Annotated in this window: 18 protein-coding genes; 9 read left to right on the top strand and 9 right to left on the bottom strand. The window is 63.1% G+C overall.

Annotated elements, in window-relative coordinates; translation table 11 throughout:
- Positions 1-7: 7 nt before the first annotated feature.
- The 3 genes from FQK05_RS12000 to FQK05_RS11990 all read right to left on the bottom strand — a co-directional run bounded on the left by FQK05_RS12000 (position 8) and on the right by FQK05_RS11990 (position 3,203).
- Positions 8-1,309 carry an acyl-CoA dehydrogenase family protein gene (locus tag FQK05_RS12000; RefSeq protein ID WP_158967011.1) on the bottom strand — a complete coding sequence of 434 codons (1,302 nt, stop codon included), beginning with the start codon at positions 1,307-1,309 and terminating at the stop codon, positions 8-10.
- 79 nt (positions 1,310-1,388) lie between these two features.
- Entirely contained in the window at positions 1,389-2,129 is a 741-nt protein-coding gene (locus FQK05_RS11995) for an SDR family NAD(P)-dependent oxidoreductase (protein WP_158967009.1), read from the bottom strand.
- A gap of 15 nt (positions 2,130-2,144) precedes the next feature.
- Positions 2,145-3,203, bottom strand: coding sequence for a phosphotransferase family protein (locus FQK05_RS11990; protein ID WP_158967007.1), 1,059 nt, complete (start codon positions 3,201-3,203; stop codon positions 2,145-2,147).
- A 152-nt stretch (positions 3,204-3,355) separates the two neighbouring features.
- Here FQK05_RS11990 and FQK05_RS11985 point away from each other — a divergent pair, with 152 nt between their 5' ends.
- Positions 3,356-4,351, top strand: a complete 996-nt coding sequence (locus FQK05_RS11985) for an NADPH:quinone oxidoreductase family protein (RefSeq protein WP_158967005.1) — start codon at positions 3,356-3,358, stop codon at positions 4,349-4,351.
- A 111-nt stretch (positions 4,352-4,462) separates the two neighbouring features.
- Here FQK05_RS11985 and FQK05_RS11980 read toward each other — a convergent pair whose 3' ends face one another.
- The 4 genes from FQK05_RS11980 to FQK05_RS11965 all read right to left on the bottom strand — a co-directional run bounded on the left by FQK05_RS11980 (position 4,463) and on the right by FQK05_RS11965 (position 8,621).
- A complete protein-coding gene (locus tag FQK05_RS11980; protein WP_158967003.1) occupies positions 4,463-5,806 on the bottom strand; it encodes a TRAP transporter large permease in 1,344 nt (447 codons plus the stop codon).
- 24 nt (positions 5,807-5,830) lie between these two features.
- On the bottom strand, positions 5,831-6,343 hold the full coding sequence (locus FQK05_RS11975; RefSeq protein WP_158967001.1) for a TRAP transporter small permease: 513 nt from the start codon (positions 6,341-6,343) through the stop codon (positions 5,831-5,833).
- A gap of 81 nt (positions 6,344-6,424) precedes the next feature.
- Positions 6,425-7,492 (bottom strand): C4-dicarboxylate TRAP transporter substrate-binding protein, encoded by a 1,068-nt coding sequence (locus FQK05_RS11970; RefSeq protein ID WP_158966999.1) that lies wholly within the window; start codon positions 7,490-7,492, stop codon positions 6,425-6,427.
- Between the two features lie 214 nt (positions 7,493-7,706).
- Positions 7,707-8,621: an alcohol dehydrogenase catalytic domain-containing protein gene (locus FQK05_RS11965; protein ID WP_158966997.1), complete on the bottom strand. Its 915-nt coding sequence runs from the start codon at positions 8,619-8,621 to the stop codon at positions 7,707-7,709.
- Between the two features lie 114 nt (positions 8,622-8,735).
- Between FQK05_RS11965 and FQK05_RS11960 the strand changes: the two genes are divergently transcribed.
- Positions 8,736-9,506, top strand: coding sequence for an SDR family NAD(P)-dependent oxidoreductase (locus FQK05_RS11960; RefSeq protein ID WP_158967638.1), 771 nt, complete (start codon positions 8,736-8,738; stop codon positions 9,504-9,506).
- 36 nt (positions 9,507-9,542) lie between these two features.
- On the opposite strand, the gene FQK05_RS11955 is transcribed toward FQK05_RS11960, so the two are convergent.
- Together FQK05_RS11955 and FQK05_RS11950 are read right to left on the bottom strand one after the other, a co-directional pair.
- Complete coding sequence (locus FQK05_RS11955; protein ID WP_158966995.1) at positions 9,543-10,709, bottom strand: acyl-CoA dehydrogenase family protein; 1,167 nt, start codon at positions 10,707-10,709, stop codon at positions 9,543-9,545.
- A 1-nt stretch (position 10,710) separates the two neighbouring features.
- On the bottom strand, positions 10,711-11,715 hold the full coding sequence (locus FQK05_RS11950; RefSeq protein ID WP_158966993.1) for a CaiB/BaiF CoA transferase family protein: 1,005 nt from the start codon (positions 11,713-11,715) through the stop codon (positions 10,711-10,713).
- A gap of 97 nt (positions 11,716-11,812) precedes the next feature.
- On the opposite strand from FQK05_RS11950, the gene FQK05_RS11945 reads away from it, so the two are divergent.
- The 7 genes from FQK05_RS11945 (at position 11,813) to FQK05_RS11915 (ending at position 18,953) form a co-directional block, all read left to right on the top strand.
- Entirely contained in the window at positions 11,813-12,748 is a 936-nt protein-coding gene (locus FQK05_RS11945; protein WP_158966991.1) for an NAD(P)H-dependent flavin oxidoreductase, read from the top strand.
- 289 nt (positions 12,749-13,037) lie between these two features.
- Positions 13,038-14,270, top strand: coding sequence for an acyl-CoA dehydrogenase family protein (locus FQK05_RS11940; protein ID WP_158966989.1), 1,233 nt, complete (start codon positions 13,038-13,040; stop codon positions 14,268-14,270).
- Entirely contained in the window at positions 14,267-15,397 is a 1,131-nt protein-coding gene (locus tag FQK05_RS11935) for an acyl-CoA dehydrogenase family protein (RefSeq protein ID WP_158966987.1), read from the top strand. The genes FQK05_RS11940 and FQK05_RS11935 overlap by 4 nt, the downstream gene beginning before the upstream one ends.
- Positions 15,394-16,545, top strand: a complete 1,152-nt coding sequence (locus tag FQK05_RS11930; protein ID WP_158966985.1) for a thiolase domain-containing protein — start codon at positions 15,394-15,396, stop codon at positions 16,543-16,545. Before FQK05_RS11935 ends, FQK05_RS11930 begins: the two co-directional genes overlap by 4 nt.
- Before the next feature lies 1 nt (position 16,546).
- On the top strand, positions 16,547-16,939 hold the full coding sequence (locus FQK05_RS11925; protein WP_158966983.1) for a Zn-ribbon domain-containing OB-fold protein: 393 nt from the start codon (positions 16,547-16,549) through the stop codon (positions 16,937-16,939).
- Between the two features lie 10 nt (positions 16,940-16,949).
- Positions 16,950-17,720 carry an SDR family NAD(P)-dependent oxidoreductase gene (locus FQK05_RS11920; protein ID WP_158966981.1) on the top strand — a complete coding sequence of 257 codons (771 nt, stop codon included), beginning with the start codon at positions 16,950-16,952 and terminating at the stop codon, positions 17,718-17,720.
- A 57-nt stretch (positions 17,721-17,777) separates the two neighbouring features.
- Positions 17,778-18,953, top strand: coding sequence for a TAXI family TRAP transporter solute-binding subunit (locus FQK05_RS11915; protein ID WP_158966979.1), 1,176 nt, complete (start codon positions 17,778-17,780; stop codon positions 18,951-18,953).
- Positions 18,954-18,959 lie beyond the last annotated feature (6 nt).

Below are 18,959 nucleotides of genomic sequence, written 5' to 3'. Positions count from 1 at the left end.
GCCCCGCTCAGGTATGCGCTGTCTCGAGGGTCAGCCCCTCGAGCACGTCGCGGAATTTCTCATCGGCGGCAGCTTGCTTGTTCAGCATGCTGTAAGCCGGAAACAGATCGGGACTCGGAGTATAGGTCCGCAGAGTTTGGCGGGCGACGGTGACCTTGTGGATCTCCGTCGGGCCGTCCGCGAGTCCCATGACAAAGGAATTGGCGATCATGCTCAGGAACGGCATTTCGTCCGAGATCCCGTAAGCACCGTGAAGATGCAGCGCCCGCGCGACCACGTCGTGCAGCAGCTTCGGCATTTGCGCCTTGATCGCAGCGATGTCGCGGCGGACCTTCATGTAATCGTTGTAGTGATCAATCCGCCAGGCCGTGCGCATCAGCAGCAAACGGAACTGTTCGATCTCGATCCAGCTGTCGGCGATCTTTTCCTGTACCATCTGCCGGTCGCCGAGCCGCCCGCCCTGCGCCTGACGCGAGATGACGCGCTCGCAGACCATGTCGAAGGCCTTCTGCGCCTCGCCCAGGGTCCGCATCGCATGGTGAACGCGCCCGCCGCCCAGACGAGTCTGGGCGACCGCAAATCCCTGCCCCGGCTCGCCCAGCATGTAGTCCTTGGGTACGCGAACGTTGTTGTAGCGGAAATAGGAATGCGACGGTGTGCGGTGTCCCGCGATGGATGCAACGCGCACGGTTTCAATCCCGGGCGTATCCGCGGGCACGAGAAGCATTGACAGCCGGTTGACCGGCTTTGCTTCGGGGTCAGTGATGGCCATCACGATATGAAATGCCGCGAAGGGACCGCTGGAGATGAACCATTTCTCGCCATTGATGACCCAATCGTCACCATCGGCGACGGCGGTTGTCTGGAACTGGGTTGGATCGGATCCACCCTGCGGCTCGGTCATCGAAAAGGCCGAGACGATTTCGTTAGCCAGCAGTGGCTTGAGGAACCGCTCTTTCTGCTCGTGTGTGCCGAACCGGGCGAGGATCTCGGCATTGCCGCTGTCGGGGGCCTGCGCGCCGAAAACCACGGGTGCAAAGCGCGCGCGGCCCAGGATCTCATTTAACAGCGCCAGTTTGACTTGCCCGTAACCCTCGCCGCCCAGTTCGGGTTCAAGGTGGCACGCCCACAGCTTTTGACGCCGAACTTCGGCCTGAAGCGGGCGCACCAAACGCTGGAAAAGCGGGTTCTTCACATCGTAGGCGCTGTCGAGAACGAATTGAAGCGGCTCAACCTCTTGGCGGACGAAGGCGTCAGCCCAGTCAAGCTTTTGCTGAAAATCAGGATCGGTTTCAAAATCCCAGGTCATCGCCTCACCCGTGCCTTATCCAATTCAAGAGTATCTCTATGGTAGGACCATTAAATAATCAACCAGAAATTTCACCTGTTCAGGTCATACCGCCGTCGCAACGCAACAGCGCACCTGTGGTGAAACTGGACGCGGGACTGGCGAGGTAAAGAGCGGTCGAAACGATCTCTTCAGGCCTGCCGGGACGGCCGACGGCGTTCCGCGCACGGCTGCGCATCTCATCCGTCCAAGCCTTTGCGATATCAGTCAAAAATGGCCCTGGCAGGATCGCATTGACGCGCACCTTGGGCGCGTATTCGTGCGCCAAAGAGACCGTCATCGCGTTCAGCGCGGCCTTTGCAGCTGAATAGACGGTCGTGTTGCGGACGGGCAGCAGCGAGGCCGAGGAAGAGACGTTGATTATGCTGCCGCCGTCGCCCTGCGCCATCCGGTGCGCGGCCAGCGAGGCCAGCCGAAACGGCCCCTTGAAGTTGACCGCCGTCACCTTCTCGAACAGCTCTTCCGACATCTCGTGCGAGGGGCTCGCGGGACCCATGCCGGCGTTGTTCACCAGAATGTCGAGGCGCCCGAAGGTGTCATAGGTCGCGGCGACCAGGCGGTCCATGTCGGACCAGTGGCTGGCATTGACCGACAGTGCCATAGCCCGGCGGCCGAGCGTGCGGACCTCGTGCGCCACCTCCTCGCAGGCGGCGATCTTGCGACTGGCGACGACGATATCGGCACCCCGCGCGGCGAAGGCACGGACCATCTCCAGCCCCAGCCCGCGCGAGCCGCCGGTGACGACGGCAACCTTGCCGCTCAGATCGAAAAGAGAATCCATTTCGCCCCCCCCGGGTCAGTCACGAATGCCTTCGCGCGTCAGGTCGAGCGCGCGGGCGAGGTATCGGCAAGCGGCGGCATGGAGCCGCTCGCCGGTGTCTTGGGGCGCGCGCCCGGCGCAGGCCCTTGCATGAGTACCTTCCAGCAGGATGCCCAGCTTGTAACAGGCGAAGACCGCGTACCATTCGACGCGCGACAGGTCGCGGGCGGTTGCGGCAGCATAATGCGCGACCAGTTCCGAGCGGCGCGGCAGTCCGTCCCAGCGGATCATCGACCGTTCAGGCGGGCGGGTGGGGCCCTGATCAGGCCAGGTGGCCAAGAGCCAGCCGAGGTCGATCAGCGGATCGCCGATCGTCGCCAGTTCCCAATCGACAATCGCGGCCAGCTCCGGGCCATCGGGACGGTACATGACATTCGACAGATGAAAATCGCCATGCATGATGCCGGGAACGAAATTTACCGGGCGATTGGCTTCGAGCCATTCGGCAACCTCGGTGACCGGGCCAATCGCGTCGGGTCCCGGCCAGCCGACATAGTCGCGATAGCCATGCAGCTGGTCGGACCAGCGGGCCACCTGCCGCTCCAGAAACCCGGCGGGCCGCCCGAATTCCTCCAACCCGACTGACCTGTAATCGATGGACGCCAGCGACAGGGCCCCGTCGACAATCGCAAGCCCCATACGATACCGAATCTCATCGTCCGCGGCGTGCAGAGCCGGCAGTGTTTCGGTGGCATTGAAGCCATCGACCTCCTCCATCAGGTAGAACATCCGCCCGATGACGGCATCGTCGCTGCAGGCTCGAATAAGCGCGGCGTGCGGCACGCCGGTCTCGCTCAAGGCGTTCAGCAACTGGATCTCGCGCCCGACGGTGCGATTTGGATCAATCCGTGCCGAGGCTGCCGGCGCGCGCAGGACATAGGCGCGGCCCCCCCTGGTGAAGCGTAGCATCACGTTTTGCGTGCCGCCGGGGATCGGCCGGATTGCTTCAATCGGGCCATCCCCCAAGTCAGCGCTGTCCATCCATTGTTCGACAGCGGCAAGATCAACATCGTTGTCTTTGGTCGCGTTCTGCATCCGCTCTCCTTCGCGGTGTCGGCCGAGTCCTATCAGCCGTTGCGGCTTGACTATTTTAATGGTACTTCCATTGACATGTAAAGAGCGGGCTGCGAATTTCGGCGGCTTCCTCGGCAGCGAACCTAATAGACTTAACAATGGTCGGAGGTGCTATGCGCGCCATTCACGTCACCGAGTTCCGGGACATCGACGACATCAGTATGTCGGACGTCCCGGAACCGTCCATTTCCGCCGATCAGGCGCTGGTGCGTATCCACGCGGCAGGGGTTGGTTTTGTCGACGGTCTCAAAGTCAGAGGCCTGTATCAGACGCGCGACAAACTGCCTTTCATTCCAGGCAGCGAATTCTCAGGCGTGATCGAAAAGCTCGGCGACAACGTACAGGGGTTTGCCCCCGGCGATCGGGTGATGGGGTTGGTGTGGAATGGCGCGATGGCAGAAAAAGCCGCGATCTCGGCCACTGCGCTGGAAAAGATCCCTGACGGGATTAGTTTCTCGGCCGCCGCTGCGGCCAGCGCGAACTACGTCACGGTGACCTATGGCCTGACCGAACAGGGCAAGGTGCAGCCGGGCGAAACGGTTCTGGTACTGGGTGCATCGGGGGGGATCGGCTGCGCCGCCGTCCAATTGGCGGCGCTATTGGGCGCGAAGGTTATCGGTGCGGCGTCGAATGACGAGAAATGCGCCTTCGCCCGTGAAGCCGGTGCCCATGAAACGCTGAATTACGGCGACCCGGATTGGCGGGACAAACTGAAAGATCTGACCGGCAAACGCGGAGTCGATGTCATCGTCGATCCGATCGGGGGCGAGATCGGGCTGCTTGCCTTCCGGCACATGGCGTGGGGGGGGCGGTTTCTGGTGGTCGGGTTCGCATCGGGCGACATTCCGGCCCTGCCCTACAACCTGCCACTTCTGAAAGGCGCATCGCTGATCGGAGTCGATGCCGCTCAACTTCGCCTTCACGCACCTGACTTGCGCGCAAAAGCGGTCGCGCAGATGATGGACTGGCTGAAGACCGGCGCGCTCAAGCCCATCGTCGGCGGTGAGTATCCCTTCGCCCAATACAAGGAGGCGTTCCGCGCGCTTCGCGGGCGTGAGGCACGTGGAAAAGTCATCTTGCGCCTCGATGACGCCGGGGACCGTTCCTGACGAAAACTAGTCAACCGTATCGCCGGAAAAGTCAGAGCCTCTGATCCGGTCCTGCGCAATGGAAACGGCCCCCGCACGTGCGGGGGCCGTTTTGGGTTCTGCAGTCCGCGATCACCCCCAAAGGCTGTTTGGCAGCCAGAGCGTGATGATCGGGAAACTCAACAACAGCAGCAGTGTGACCAAGTCGATCAGCAGGAAACCTGCAACGCCGCGGAAGATTGTCTCAAGCTTCACCTCGTTTCCGACAACGCCCTTCAGGATGAAGACGTTCAATCCAAGAGGGGGGGTGATCATTCCGATCTCCAAGAGCTTGATCAGGATGATCCCGAACCAGATCAGATCATATCCCAGCCCGTCGATGACCGGGATCACCACGGGCAGGGTCAACAGCATGATGCCAAGTGGCTCCATGAACGTGCCCAGGATAATGTACATGAGCGAGATCATCAGCAGGACGGCGAAGGGTGGGATATCCAGATGCAGGAAGAAGTCCGACATGACTGTGGTGACGCCGGTCAGCGTTATGAAGCCGATGAAAACCTTCGCGCCGACGACGATTGCAAAGATGCTGCTGGTCTGAACCACGGTTTCGACCATCGAGCTTTTCAGAGCCTTCCCGTTGAGCCTTCGGCTCAGGAATGAGATGGCATAGGCGCCGATGGCCCCGACGGCGGCCGCTTCGGTCGCTGTAGCGATCCCCGAATACAGTCCCCCCATCACCAGTATGAACAGCACGAGCACCGACCAGACACCGCGGAGTGAGCCCATTTTCTCGCTCCAGCTGGACCGGCCCGGCCGGGGGGCCCATTCGGGCTGAATGGTGGCGCGAACGCCGATATAGAGCATGAACATCGCCGCGCTGAGAAGACCTGGCACGATGCCTGCCTGCAACAGGCGCCCCACGGATTGCTCCGTAAAGATCGCATAGAGGATCATCAGGATAGAGGGCGGAATCAGCGCTCCAAGCGTCCCGCCGAGAGCGACCACCCCGGTGGCAAGACCCTTGTCGTACTTGTTCCGGATCATCTCGGGGACGGCAAGCTTGCCCATCGCGGCCGCTGTGGCAAGGCTCGACCCGCTGACAGCGGCGAACATGGCGCAACCGACGACGGTTGCCATGGCCAGTCCGCCGGGCAGGCCCGACATCCAAGCGCGCCCGGTCTCGTACATGTCCTTCGTGAAGCCGGAGTAAAATGCGACAAACCCCATCAGAAGAAAAAGAGGAATGGCGATCAGTGTGTAGCTTGCGACGGCCTCGTAGGGTTCGTTCGTCAGATAGGTCCAGGCAATGTTGAAGCCGCGCTCGAGGTTCATAGGCCGGTTGGCGGGCGCGCCGAAGAAAAGCATCATGCCGCCGACCCCGACAATACCAAGCGCCACTGCCAGAGGCACGCGCAGGGCGACGAGGACGAGCATCACGACGATCCCGCCAATTCCGAGAAGCAGGGGGTCCATGTTCTGTTTCCTTATTGAAGCGCGTCAGACGCCTTCCGTCTGTTCGGTGGATTCGGGCTCGGTCGTCTTACCGACGAGAGCCATGCCGAACTCGAACAACAGGCGCAGGACAAAACCGACCAGCCCGACGGCCATAATGGCGTGAGCCGGCCATGTCGGAAGGTCCAGCTCACCGCGCGTGGACTCACCGATATGGTAGGTTTTCAGGGTTGCCGCGATTGCGGTTAATGCGATGAGCCCGAAAAAAATCAGGCTGAGAAACAACCCGAAACCTTGCAGCCGACGCATGCCGCGCGACGGCAGCCAGTCCGTAAAAAGCGTGACGGAAACATGATGGCGCAGCTTCTGCACGTAAGCGAGCGGCAAAAAGACGATCAGGACCATCATCATCTGGCTGATGGTCACGTTGTCCGGCACTGGTCGGTTGAAAAAGTAGCGGCCCAAGGCCGACAGCGTGGTCATCGTCATCAAGATGGTCAGTGTGATCGCGGCCAGGATAACCATCGTCCGGTCATAGATTTCGATAAGCCTGTTCAAGGCTCTGCTCCCCGCATGGTTTTATTTAGCAAGAACCCGGGCGCATCGCGCCCGAGTCAGAGACAAGAAAGTTCGAGGAGCTCATCGGGCCCAAGGATAACCCTCGGTCGCAACGATTTCGCGGTAATGTTCGAGATTGGCCTGATAGGTATCCCAGATCGCCTGGCCGTCGGCGCCGCCTTCGTTGGTCTCTTCGATATACGCCGGAATCTGGAACGCCGCGTGTTCTTTCCAGCGCGCCATCTCGTCGTCGGACAGGTCGTGGAACTGGACCTGGAAACCATCGACCCCTTCCGTCAGCCGCGCCCTGATCACGTCGGTCTCTTCCATCACGGCTTGTCCGTAATGGTCCATCAGATCGACGCTTGCCTCCGAGAGGATCGCCTGCAGGTCTTCCGGCATGCTGTCGAAGAGTTCTTCGTTGATCACGATGCCAAACGAGCTCGTCTGACCCGCATTGGCCATCGTGACATGCGGCACGACCTCGTAAAGCTTGTAGGCCATCATCGGGCTCAGGAAACCCGACATTGCATCGACGATACCGCGCTCGATCGCCTGATAGCTTTCGTGCATCGGCAAGGCGACCGGAACGGCGCCCATATTTTCGCCCCAGGTGAGCCAGGCACCAGTGGAACGGTAGCGAATGCCCTTGAAGTCCTCGACCGTCAAAATCGGCTCGCGGCTCAGGATCTGGATCGGACCGGGCGCAAAGTTCATCAGGAAATGGATGCCGTTTTCTGTCGCCTGCTCGCGCACAGCGTCGGACTGCGTCAGCGTGTCATAGGTCGCCCGCATCGCGATCCAGGGATCGTTTTCAATGTAGGCGACATTGGCGTACAGCAAACGGGGCAGGTGGGCGCTGTATTCTGCGACGACCAGGCCCATATCGGCGAGACCTGAGCCAACCGCGTCGACCATAGACGAGGGGCTGGCAAGCGCGCTTCCCCAGAAGAACTCGATCTCGACCTGTCCGTCCGACCTGCTGTTAATTTCGCTTGCCCATTGCTCCATCGCTTCTGCGCGCGCACCACGGGGCGGCCCGATATCGGCAAAACGCAGGTGATACGTTGTCTGTGCGGTAAGGGTCGTGGGCAAAAGGGCTGCCATGACGGCTGTCGCCAATGCCTTGCGCAAAGCGAATTGCTTCATAATCCTGGTTCCTCCCTGTTCTGAATATCGCGCCGCGTCGCCCCAGGCTGTCGCAGGCAGGCATGCGCGAAGTTCCTTCTGTCGCAACGCTAGCTTGGTTCTACCATTGAATCAATGAATATTTAGATCCCCTGGCGCCCTTCCCGGACTCGAACGACGACTTTTCAGGTGACCGAGCGTTGCAACAGGTCTGCAAAATCCCGGGGCGCATCCCTTAGTCCACGACCCGCGATATCACTGGCTTGATGCCCGTCGTTCCACCAATCCAGCAGTCTCCTGGCCTCTTCTGGCAAAGCGCCGGGGGTCCGCTCGATCCACGCCCCCCCAATAGACGCCCAAAGCGTCTGCAGATTTCAGAAGGAGACGATTGGCTGCCAGCGCAGGGATGCCCGCGGAATCCAACCGCAAGGTACCTCCCGCCCCATGCAAGCGCGCGCAACGACAAGTTGGCATAGACATCGCCCACCTGATCGAAAGCCACATCAGTGCCGGGCGCACAGATCTCCGCTATCGCGCGTCCCAGCGTTTTCTGCGCAGGCAGATCCAAAGGTAGGCGCGGATAGACCAACGTCTGGGATGCGCCCGATTGCGCGGCGAGATCAGCCATGCCCTGCGGAGATGCGGCCGCCACGACATAAGCGCCCATTGCAATGCCGATCTGAACGGCCGCCAGTCCGACACTACCCGAGGCGCCGAAAACGAAAAGCCGCTCGCCCGGTCTCGACCGACCTCGGTCCGCCAGGGCATGCGGCGCGGTTCCGTAGGTGACGTGCAAAGCTGCCGCGTCATAGCAGGGCATGTCAGGTGGAATCGCAAAACAACTGTCCGCCCCGGTCACCGCGAATTCAGCAAGGGCGCCACGGCCGGTCGCCATGACACGCTCGCCGATCTCGGGATGCGTGACGCCCGCGACCACCGCGACCACCCGGCCCGCGAGTTCCATTGCTGGCACGAAGAGCCGCTGGCGTCGCACTTGATAGCGATCAGCGACGATCAGAGCGTCGGGGTAATTCAGCGCCACCGCATGGACTTCGATCAGAACCTCGTCGGGGTCGGGCGCGGGGATGCCTATTTCAGCCAATTCAAGGCTCTCAGGACCGCCCGGCAAACGAGACAGAATGACAGGCATGAACTGTCCTCTGGATTGCAGCGACAATAGGGGAGCGGCCGTTGACGACCGCTGCTTATTGGTCCTACCTTAATAAGTATTCTACAAAAGGCGAGACCTATGCGACACTACTCCATGCAAGCCGATCCAGCTTCGGTTACGGGGGCCTCGGTCCTGATCACCGGCGCCGGAAGCGGCATCGGCGCCGCGACGGCTCGGCTTTTCTGTCGTGGCGGAGCGCAGGTTGCGGTGACGGACCGGGACGGCGCGGCAGCGGAACGCGTCGCCGAAGAGATATGTGACGCTGGCGGAACCGCCCGCGCCTGGGTGCTGGACGTCACCGATCGCACGGCCATCGCCCGCGTCGTGGATGAGGTGGCCACCGCGTTCGACGGGCTGGACTGTATCGTGAACAATGCGGGCTATGGCCCCTGGGCGCCTATCCTGTCCGAAGACTACGACGAGAAATGGGCCGCTGCGCTGAACGTAATGCTGACCGCTGTGCCGCGCATGGTGCGCGCCGCCCTGCCCCATTTGCGTCGTTCGCCACATCCGCGGATCGTGAATATCGCCTCGACCGAAGCTATTCTGGCAACCGCGCAGCTCAGCCCCTATGCGGCGGCAAAAGCTGGCCTTACAGGTCTTACGCGCAGCCTTGCAGTCGAGTTGGGCAAAGACGGGATCACGGTGAACGCCATTGCTCCGGGCCCGGTCGATACTGCGCTGACCGCCCGGATTTCGGCCAAGGACCGCGAAACCTATGCCCGTCGCCGAACAGCCCTGCGGCGTTACGCCAAGCCCGAGGAAATCGCCCATGCGATCCTGTTCCTGAGCCAGCCGGGCGCAAGTTACATCACCGGCGCCGTTATTCCCGTCGACGGGGGGCTGCTGATCCGCCATATCTGAGCGCCTTTGCCCGGACATGGCGGATCAGCGGAATGCTCAGCGACCGGATCCGCCAAGTGGGTCCAGCGACCGGGCGATCAGCTCACGCATGATCTCGTTGGACCCGGCGAGAATCCGATGGATGCGAACGTTCTGATAGAGCTTGGCAATCGGGTACTCTGCCATGTAGCCCGCCCCCCCATGCAACTGAAGACAGGCATCCACGATCTGTCCGCAGCTGTCGGTGGCAAAATACTTGAGCTTGGCTGCCTCGGCCGGGTCCAGATGCCCGTCCAGCAATTGCTGCGAGCATTGTGCGAAGAAGGCTTGGGCCATCGACAGCTTGGTTGCGCAATCGGCGAGAACGAAGCGGGTATTCTGCATCTTTATCAAAGGCTTGCCGAAGACCTTCCGATTGGCCGTAAAGGTCACCGTTTCTTCGATGGCTCTTTCGGCGCAGGCAATGGCGACCAGCCCTGCGATGACCCGCTCGCGCGCGAGTTCCGCCATCAGCTGATAGAACCCCCTGCCTTCGACCCCGCCCAGAAGCGCCGAGGCCGGGACACGCATGTCGTCGAAGAACAGCTCTGACGTGTCCTGCGAGTGCAGCCCGATTTTCTGCAGAGGCTGGCCGCGACGCAGGCCAACGACCTTGTCAGCCTCGACCGCGAAAATCGAAATCCCCCCGGCGCCCGCGTCAGGGTCAGTCTTGGCCACGACGCAGATCAGGCCGGCCTGCGTCCCGTTGGAAATATAGGTCTTGCTGCCTGTAATGACGAATTCGTCACCGGACTTCACGGCGCGGGTGCGGATACCCTGCACATCCGACCCCGCATCGGGTTCCGTCATTGCCAGCGCGCCAACCAGTTCGCCGCTGGCCATTTTGGGAAGCCATGCCTGCTTTTGCTCTTCGCTGGCGAAACTATGGATGTAATGCGCGACGATACCCGAATGGACGGCGTTCCCCAGGCCGGGTGCCAGCGCCCGCGCCTGTTCGGAGAACGCGATGGCTTCGTGCATGAAATTTCCGCCGCCGCCACCGTATTCCTCTGGGATTCCGCAACACAGCAACCCCGCTTGACCTGCCTTGATCCACGTTTCGGGATCGACGCATTGCTGCGCCTCCCAATGGGGTTCGTTCGGCAACAGCTCGCGTTCGCAGAACTTGCGAACCGAGTCCCTGAAATAAGACATCTCTGGGGTCATCCAGACAGGATCGGGCATTTCAACTTCCTTGCATGGGCTTGATCAGCGGCGCCGCAAGCGGCATTTTTCCTTCGTCAGTTTCGCCAAAGAACGGCGCCATCTGCGGATGCTCCTTGGCCTCGCCGAGTGTCAGAACAGGGCTGACGCAGGCATCGACGCCGTCGAAGGCGGCCACCCATTCGGCGAGTGTCTTGTCGGCGATCCGGCTGGCAAGCTGCTGGCTTTGCGCGGGCCATTGCGTGCGGTCCATCTGCATCTCGAAAAGCTCTGGCAACCCGAAAACCGCCAGCGCATTTCGCCAGAACTGCGGCTCGATGGACCCGACAGCGAGGTAACGACCGTCCGCCGTCTCGTAAGTGCGATAGAACGGAGCGCCGCCGTCGAGCAGGTTCGCCTGCCGTTCAGGGCGCCAGCGGCCCCCATTCGCCATCCCATGGAACAGCGTGGCGAGGTGGCTTGCACCATGGATCATCGTCGCGTCGACCACTGCGCCTTCACCGTGAATCCGGGCCGAAAACAGCGCGCTGACAAGCCCGAGCGCCAGATACATTCCGCCGCCGCCATAATCGGCCACCAGATTCAGAGGCGGCATTGGCGGACGTCCCGGCTCACCCATCATCGACAACAACCCGGTCAAGCCGAGATAATTGAGGTCGTGCCCCGCCAAGTGCGCCATCGGACCCGTCTGCCCCCACCCGGTCATCCGCCCGTATACGAGGCGCGGATTGATCGCGTGGGCGGCCTGCGGACCCAGACCCAGTTGCTCCATCTTCCCGGGGCGGAACCCTTCGATGAGGATGTCGGCCTGGGCGATCAGGGCGCGCGCATCCTCGACCCCTGCATCGGTCTTGAGGTCGAGCGCCACGTCATCGCGGCTTCGGTCAATGGGGGACTTCGATGCGGATCCGGGCCGGGTGACCCTGCGCACGCTGGCGCCAAGATCGGCCAGACACATCGCAGCAAAGGGCGCTGGCCCAAGTCCTTCGAACTCCAGAACGGCAATACCTGACAATGGGGCGGACATGTTTCCTCCTATAACGTTTCAATGGTACTTCCATTGGCGCATTATGCGCAATAGGGTGTCGCCATCTTCTTTGCGACCAATAGGAACAGCGCAGCCAATGACCCAATCCCCTTCAAGCACCATGCTCGGCGACTTGCGCGTTCCGGTTGTCGGCGCCCCTATGTTTCTGGTGTCAGGCCCCGAACTGGTCATCGCTCAGGGCCGCGCCGGGATTCTGGGCACGTTTCCCTCTCTGAACGCGCGCACGACCGAAGAATTCGCCGAATGGTGCGACCGCATTTCCCAAAGCCTGCCCGAGGGAACGCCCTGGGGCGTCAACCTGATCGCCGCACCAACCAACGCTCGGCTGGGTGCAGATCTCGAGATCTGCATGGCGAAGAAGGTTCCTGTGGTCATCACAAGTTTTCACGCGCCGCCCGAGATTGCGCAAAAGGTCATCGGCTACGGCGGGATTCATCTTCATGACGTCGCCACGCTGCGTCATGCAAAAAAGGCGCTGGCGTCAGGCTGCAGCGGGCTGATTCTGGTCTGTGCCGGAGCGGGCGGCCATGGCGGGACCCTGTCGCCCATGGCCTTTGCAGATGAGGTTCGGCGGATTCATGACGGACCGATGCTGATCGGGGGCGGGATCTCCACCGGGGCGGGCGTTCTTGCGGCGCGCGCGGCCGGAGCCGATGCGGCGTATATAGGGACGGGCTTTATCGCTGCGGAAGAATCCATGGCCTCCCCCGATTACCGGCAAATGTTGATCGAGGCCGGTTCGGCCGACATCACCTACACACCACTCTTTTCTGGTGTGGCAGCGAATTATCTCAGCCAGAGCATCATCCGCAGCGGCCTCGATCTGGCCACGATGCCGACTGGACCGAAGCGTGCACAGGACCAAGCGAAACCCGAAGGGGTACGGACCTGGGTAGATGTGCTGGGCGCAGGCCAGGGCGCGGGAGCGGTCGAGCGCATCGAGACAACCGAGACGATCGTCGCAAGGCTGGCGGCAGAATATCAGGCGGCGCTGACCCGGCTGGTCTCTTGATCACCTGACGTATCCATATTCGCGACAGTGTAGCGCATCGAAGCGCCGCCGCTTGGTTATGTCCGGGTTGTCCTCCCGCATCACAAGGCGACCGGGGCCAGCGACACAAGGCCAGAACGGGGCTTTCGGGGAAATCTCAATTTTCGCCCATTGACGGACAAAGTTTTTGTCAATACCCCTACTTATTGATTGGTAGTACCAAATAGGTTCCGATACCAACCGATAGACGACGACACCTGGAGACGACCATGAAGGGAAAACTTGGCGACGGCTGGGGGGGCTTTCACCCGTGACGGACCACCCGAAGCGCGGGTCGCAATCGCCCGCCGATCACATTGATCTCTTGCTCGACGACGACTTGCGCGTCTTTCGTCACGGCGTGCGGGCGTTCCTGTCCGAGGCAGTGCCGACCGAAACGCGAACACGGGTCGACAATGGTTATGTCCCCGCCAAGCCCGAGATCGTGGCTTTCCTCAGAAAACTGGCAAGCCGTGGATGGGTCGCCCCCGGTTGGCCGCGCGAGCATGGCGGGCCCGGCTGGACCCAGCTTCAGCGCTTCGTCTTCAACCTCGAACTCGCCCGCAGCGGCGCACCGGCGGTCCCGCCTTTCGGCACCTCGATGGTCGGGCCGGTGATCTACACCTTCGGCACAGACGATCAGAAAGCCCGCTATCTGCCCGGCATCCTGAGTGGTGAAGAATTCTGGTGCCAAGGGTTCTCGGAACCCGGTGCCGGGTCCGATCTGGCCAACCTGCGCACGCGAGCCGAGGACAGGGGTGACCACTACCTGCTGAACGGGCAGAAGATCTGGACCTCGAAGGCGCAATACGCCGACCGCATCTTCCTGCTCGCCCGCACGGATGACGGCGAGCGCAAGCAGCACGGCATCTCGTTCTTCGTCCTCGACATGGACACGCCCGGGATCGAGGTGAAGCCGATCATCTCCATCGACATGAATCATTCCCTGAACGAGGTCTTCTTCACCGATGTGAAGATCCCGCGGGACGGGCTGGTGGGCGAGCGGGGCAAAGGCTGGAATTATGCCAAGTTTCTGCTGGGCAACGAGCGGACCGGCATCACCAATGTCGGCCGCTGCCGCAACCAAATCGAGCGGCTGAAGCGGCTGGCGCGGGCGCGGGGGCTGGCCTCGGACGGGGCGTTCCTGACCGAGCTCGCCCGGGTCGAGGCCGATCTGACGGCGATGGAAATCACCGAGATCCGGCTTCTGTCGGCCGGTCCCGGCGCGCCCTCGGCGCTGACCGGCCCCTCGATCTTGAAACTGCAAAGCGCGCAGATCCAGCAGACCTTGCAGGCGATGATCGTCTCTGCGCTGGGGCCGATGGCCGCCGCGCGGGGGAAGGAGTTCGAGTCCGCGTTTGAGGATCTGGACGGCCTTTCACCCGGCTTCTTCGACGGGGCGGTGGGCGAATACCTCTTCGGTCGCGCCGCCTCGATCTATGGCGGCACCAACCAGATCCAGCGGGACATCCTGGCAAAGATGGCATTGGACGGACGGGCATGACCTTTCTCGAACACCTGAACCAAAGTGACGAAGCCCGGATGATCCACGACACCGCCGCCCGCTGGGCCGGGGGGATCGCGGATGAGGCGGTGCGCGCATCCAATGGCTTTTCGCCCGACCGCTGGGCCGAGATGGCTCAGATGGGCTGGCTGGGCATTCTGGCGGGCGAGGATCAGGGCGGCCTGGGCATGGGCGCGGCGGAAGCGGCGACCCTGGCCGGGGCGATGGGCGGGGCGAAACTGCCCGAGCCCTTCATCGCCAGCGCCGTGGTCGCAGCCGGGGCACTGACCCGCCTTCCCGGCGCGGCGACCAATACGCTTCTGGCCGACATCGCGGCGGGTCAGGTCATCGCCGCCCCCGCAGGCTTCGGCCTGCCCTGCGACAGCGACGCCCCCTGCCCCACGGCAACCGCAGACGGCGACGCGCTGGTGGTGACGGGCGAGGTCGCGCTTTGCGAGGCGGGCCCGGCGACCGGCGTTTTCCTGCTGCGCACCGGCGGGGCCGAGACCTGCCTCGTCCTGCTCGACCGTGACGCTCCGGGGCTGGAGGTTACCCCCTACCGCGCCGTCGACGGCCGCCACCTGGCGCGGTTGGTGCTGACGCAGGTCCGTGTCCCGGCCGGGGCGATCCTGGGTCGCGGCGCTGGGGCCGTGGCCGCGCTGACCCATGCCGAGGCGCTGGCCGTGGCCGCGCTCTGCGCCGATACGGTGGGCACGATGGACCGGGCGCTCGCCCTGACCGCCGCCTATCTCAACGAACGCGAACAATTCGGGCGCAAGCTCGCCAGCTTCCAGGCCCTGCGCCACCTGACCGCCGACATGATGGTCGAGGTCGAGTTCGCCCGCAGCATGGCCGACCTTGCCGCCTTCGGTGCCGACGGGATCGAGGCGCCGGGCGAATTGCTCGACAGGGCACGGGCCCGGGTCTGCCGCGCGGCGAAGCTCGTGGGCGAGACGTCCATTCAATTGCACGGAGGCATGGGCATGACCGACGAAATGGCCATCGGCCATTATTTCCGGCGGCTGATCTTCCTTCAGGCGATGATGGGACAGGAAGCGGGCGCCCTGCGCCGTCGCGCCGCCACGCTGGCCGAAGAGATCGAACTGCAACGCGAGGTGGCACAATGAGCGCGGCCTATATCATGGGGGCCTACGAGCACCCGACCCGCAAGGCCGAGGGCATCTCGGTGGCGCAGCTGCACATGCAGAGCGCGGCCGGGGCGCTGGCCGACGCAGGGCTGAGTTTCGACGATGTCGACGGCTATTTCTGCGCCGGCGATGCGCCGGGCCTCGGCGCGATGTCGATGCTCGAATACATGAACCTCGACGTGCATCATGTCGACAGCACCGAAACGGGCGGCTCGTCCTATCTGATCCACGTGGCCCATGCCGCACAGGCCATTGCCGCAGGAAAATGCAATGTCGCACTGATCACCCTGGCGGGGCGGCCCCGCGCTGCAGGCATGAAATCGGCCAAGATGCCGCCCAGCCCGACGCCCGACACGCCCTTCGAGGGGCTTTTCGCCCCCTCGGTGGTCGAAATGTACGGCATGGTCGCGGCGCGGCACATGTACGAATTCGGCACCACCTCCGAACAGTTGGCCTGGATCAAGGTCGCCGCCTCGCAGCACGCGCAACACAACGAGCGCGCCATGCTGCGCAAGGTGGTGACGGTCGATGACGTGGTGAACTCCCCCCTCGTTTCAGCACCGCTGCACCGACTCGATTGCTGCGTTGTCAGCGACGGCGGCGGCGCGCTGGTCGTGACCAGCGAGGCAGTCGCCAAGTCACTGAACCGGCCGCTGGTCAAGGTCCGGGGCAACGGCGAGGCGGTGAAGCATCCTTCGGCCGGGCGCGTGGATCTGACCACCTCGGCGGGCGCGATCTCGGGCCCACGGGCCTTTGCCGAGGCGGGCGTCACGCCTGCAGACATCAAATACGCCTCGATCTACGACAGCTTCACCATCACGGTTCTGGTCGCGCTCGAAGACCTCGGGTTCTGCGAAAAGGGCAAGGGCGGCGCCTTTGTCGCCGATGGCAATCTGATCTCGGGACAGGGAAAGCTGCCGTTCAACACCGATGGCGGCGGGCTGTGCAACAACCACCCCTCGAACCGGGGGGGCATGACCAAGGTCATCGAAGCCGTCCGCCAGCTGCGCGGCGAGGCGCATCCGGCGGTTCAGGTCCCCGGCTGCGACCTGGCGCTGGCGCATGGCACCGGCGGCTCGCTGGCCACGCGCCACGGAAGCGCGACGCTCATTCTCGAAAGGCTCTGACATGACCCTCGCTGACCTTGCCGCCGTGAATTTCGACGCCCTGCCCTTCTGGCAGGGCACCGAGGCTGGCGATTTCCTGATTGCGCGCTGTGAGAGCTGCGGCGAAGCGCATCACTACCCGCGCGCGATCTGCCCCTTCTGCCGGTCAGAGGCGATCCGCTTCGTCCCGGCCTCAGGCAAGGGCGTGATCTACAGCCTCGCCGTCACCCGGATCCCCGAGAAGCCTCTGCGCGTCGTGGCCTATGTCACGCTCGAGGAGGGGCCGACGATCATGACGCAGATCGTCGACGCCGACGATGCGGTCGCCATCGGCGATCCGGTCCGGGTGGATTTCCAGAAACATCCCGAGGGGTTGACCGCTGCGGTTTTCCGCCTCGCGCGCGACACAAACTGAGGAAACAACAGTGCAGAATCTCGGAACACTCGAAGGCAAGGTCATCGTCGTCACCGGTGCGGGACAGGGCATCGGGCGCGCGCTCGCCGGTATGATCGCCGATCTTGGCGGCACGCCCATCGGCATTGACCTGAACGGCGAGGCGCTCGAGGCGCTGAAGGCCGATATCCCGCAGGCCCTGGTCTATACCGGCGACGTCTCCGACGCCGATTTCGCCGCCGCCACGGTCGCGGATATCGGCAAAAAGGGTCTCACCCTCACCGGCCTCGTCAACAATGCCGGGATCACCCGTCCCGCGATGATCAAGAAGATGACCCACAGCCAGTGGGACGACGTTATCCGGGTGCATCTGACCGGTGCCTATATCTGGACGCAGGCCGTGGGCCGCGCGATCCTCGAACGCGCCGTGGACGGGGAAAGCCGCAACATCGGCGCGATGGTGCATGTGTCGTCCATCGCGGGCCGGGGCGGTTCCATCGGGCAGATCAACTATGCCGCCGCCAAGGCCGGCATCTTCGGCATCTCGATGACCGCGGCCAAGGAATGGGCGCGCTACGGCATCCGTTCCAACTCGGTCAGCTTCGGCGTGGTCGAGACCCCGATGACGGAAACCGTCCGGGGCGAGAAGTTCCGCGACAGCATCCTGTCCCGCATCCCAATGGGCTACTGGGCCGAAACAAGCGAAGTGGTGCGCCCGGTGGCCTTCCTGCTGTCCGACAGCGCGTCCTACATCACCGGGCAGAACCTCGGCATCGATGGCGGCATGAACATCAACGTGTGATCGATACCAAACGCGCGGACAGGGGAGTGTCCGCGCAAAAAAACAGGGAGGACTACCATGTTAACAACCAAACTTCGCACCCTTGCGGGCGCCGCGCTGGCGACGTCGCTGACCATGGGGGCACCGGCCGTCTTTGCGCAGGACGACGCCCTGCCCCGCACGGTCGTCTGGACGACCTATGACACCGGCGGCGCAATGCATTCCGCCGCCGTGGCGATCAGCAGCGCGCTCAAGCAGAACGACGGCGTGAACCTGCGGGTCATCAGCGCCGGAAACGGCGTCGCCCAGCAATCCACGCTCAAGGCCGGTCGCGCGGACTTTGTCCTGGCCGGCTTCGACGTCTATTTCGCACAGGAAGGCGCGTACCAGTTCGGCGCCAAGGACTGGGGTCCGCAGCCCGTCCGTCTGGTCATGACCAGCATGACCGACCAGGGCTTCGGTCTGGCCATCGCGCCGGACCTGGCCGAGAACGTCGCAGGCCCCGGTGACCTGCGCGGGCTGCGCATCGCCTATGTCCAGGGCTCGCCCTCGATCCAGGGGGCGCTTCAGGCGCTGGTGATCGCGTGCGGTGACATGACCTGGGACGATGTCGAAAAGGTCGAGGTGCCGGGTTTTGGCGCGTCGGTCGATGCCTATATCAACGATCAGGCCGACGTCTATTTCACCTCGACGAACTCCGGCACGTCGGTCAAGGCCGACGCCTCGTCGCGCGGGCTGGCATGGGTGCCGGTGCCCTTCGACAATGACGCCTGCTGGGAGAGAATCCGCGCCACCGATCCGCGCTGGATTCAGAAGGTCGTGACCGAAGGCGTGAACATCCCCGAGGGCGGGATCGAAATGGCCAGCTATCCCGACATGCTTCTGAACACCACCGCAGACCGTGACGCGGGCTATGTCCAGGCGATGCTGTCGGCGATCTACGACAATTTCGACGATATCAATGGCGCGACCCCGACCACCTACGGGCTGGCGCTGGATCGCCAGATCCTGGAATACACCGTCCCGTTCCACGACGGCGCCATTGCCTATTTCAAGGATGCGGGCGTCTGGACAGACGAAATGCAGGCGCACAACGACAGGCTCGTGGCCCGTCAGGACGCGCTGAAGGCGGCCTGGGACGCGGTGGTCGCGATGAACATCTCGGACGACGACGAATTCGCGGCGGCCTGGAAGGCCACGCGCATCAAGATGCTCGAAGCCGGCGGCTTCGACGTGCCTGTCCGCGACTGGTGATCCCCC

Origin of the sequence: Chachezhania sediminis (assembly GCF_009765275.1) — a bacterium.
GTDB lineage: Bacteria > Pseudomonadota > Alphaproteobacteria > Rhodobacterales > Rhodobacteraceae > Chachezhania > Chachezhania sediminis.
This window is presented reverse-complemented; position numbering and strand designations above follow the sequence as displayed.

Excerpts from the sequence above, each read along its gene's own strand:
- FQK05_RS12000 (WP_158967011.1), bottom strand. The coding sequence starts at position 1,309 with ATGACCTGGGATTTTGAAACCGATCCTGATTTTCAGCAAAAGCTTGAC.
- FQK05_RS11995 (WP_158967009.1), bottom strand. The coding sequence starts at position 2,129 with ATGGATTCTCTTTTCGATCTGAGCGGCAAGGTTGCCGTCGTCACCGGC.
- FQK05_RS11990 (WP_158967007.1), bottom strand. The coding sequence starts at position 3,203 with ATGCAGAACGCGACCAAAGACAACGATGTTGATCTTGCCGCTGTCGAA.
- FQK05_RS11985 (WP_158967005.1), top strand. The coding sequence starts at position 3,356 with ATGCGCGCCATTCACGTCACCGAGTTCCGGGACATCGACGACATCAGT.
- FQK05_RS11980 (WP_158967003.1), bottom strand. The coding sequence starts at position 5,806 with ATGGACCCCCTGCTTCTCGGAATTGGCGGGATCGTCGTGATGCTCGTC.
- FQK05_RS11970 (WP_158966999.1), bottom strand. The coding sequence starts at position 7,492 with ATGAAGCAATTCGCTTTGCGCAAGGCATTGGCGACAGCCGTCATGGCA.
- FQK05_RS11965 (WP_158966997.1), bottom strand. The coding sequence starts at position 8,621 with ATGCCTGTCATTCTGTCTCGTTTGCCGGGCGGTCCTGAGAGCCTTGAA.
- FQK05_RS11960 (WP_158967638.1), top strand. The coding sequence starts at position 8,736 with ATGCAAGCCGATCCAGCTTCGGTTACGGGGGCCTCGGTCCTGATCACC.
- FQK05_RS11955 (WP_158966995.1), bottom strand. The coding sequence starts at position 10,709 with ATGCCCGATCCTGTCTGGATGACCCCAGAGATGTCTTATTTCAGGGAC.
- FQK05_RS11950 (WP_158966993.1), bottom strand. The coding sequence starts at position 11,715 with ATGTCCGCCCCATTGTCAGGTATTGCCGTTCTGGAGTTCGAAGGACTT.
- FQK05_RS11945 (WP_158966991.1), top strand. The coding sequence starts at position 11,813 with ATGACCCAATCCCCTTCAAGCACCATGCTCGGCGACTTGCGCGTTCCG.
- FQK05_RS11935 (WP_158966987.1), top strand. The coding sequence starts at position 14,267 with ATGACCTTTCTCGAACACCTGAACCAAAGTGACGAAGCCCGGATGATC.
- FQK05_RS11930 (WP_158966985.1), top strand. The coding sequence starts at position 15,394 with ATGAGCGCGGCCTATATCATGGGGGCCTACGAGCACCCGACCCGCAAG.
- FQK05_RS11925 (WP_158966983.1), top strand. The coding sequence starts at position 16,547 with ATGACCCTCGCTGACCTTGCCGCCGTGAATTTCGACGCCCTGCCCTTC.
- FQK05_RS11915 (WP_158966979.1), top strand. The coding sequence starts at position 17,778 with ATGTTAACAACCAAACTTCGCACCCTTGCGGGCGCCGCGCTGGCGACG.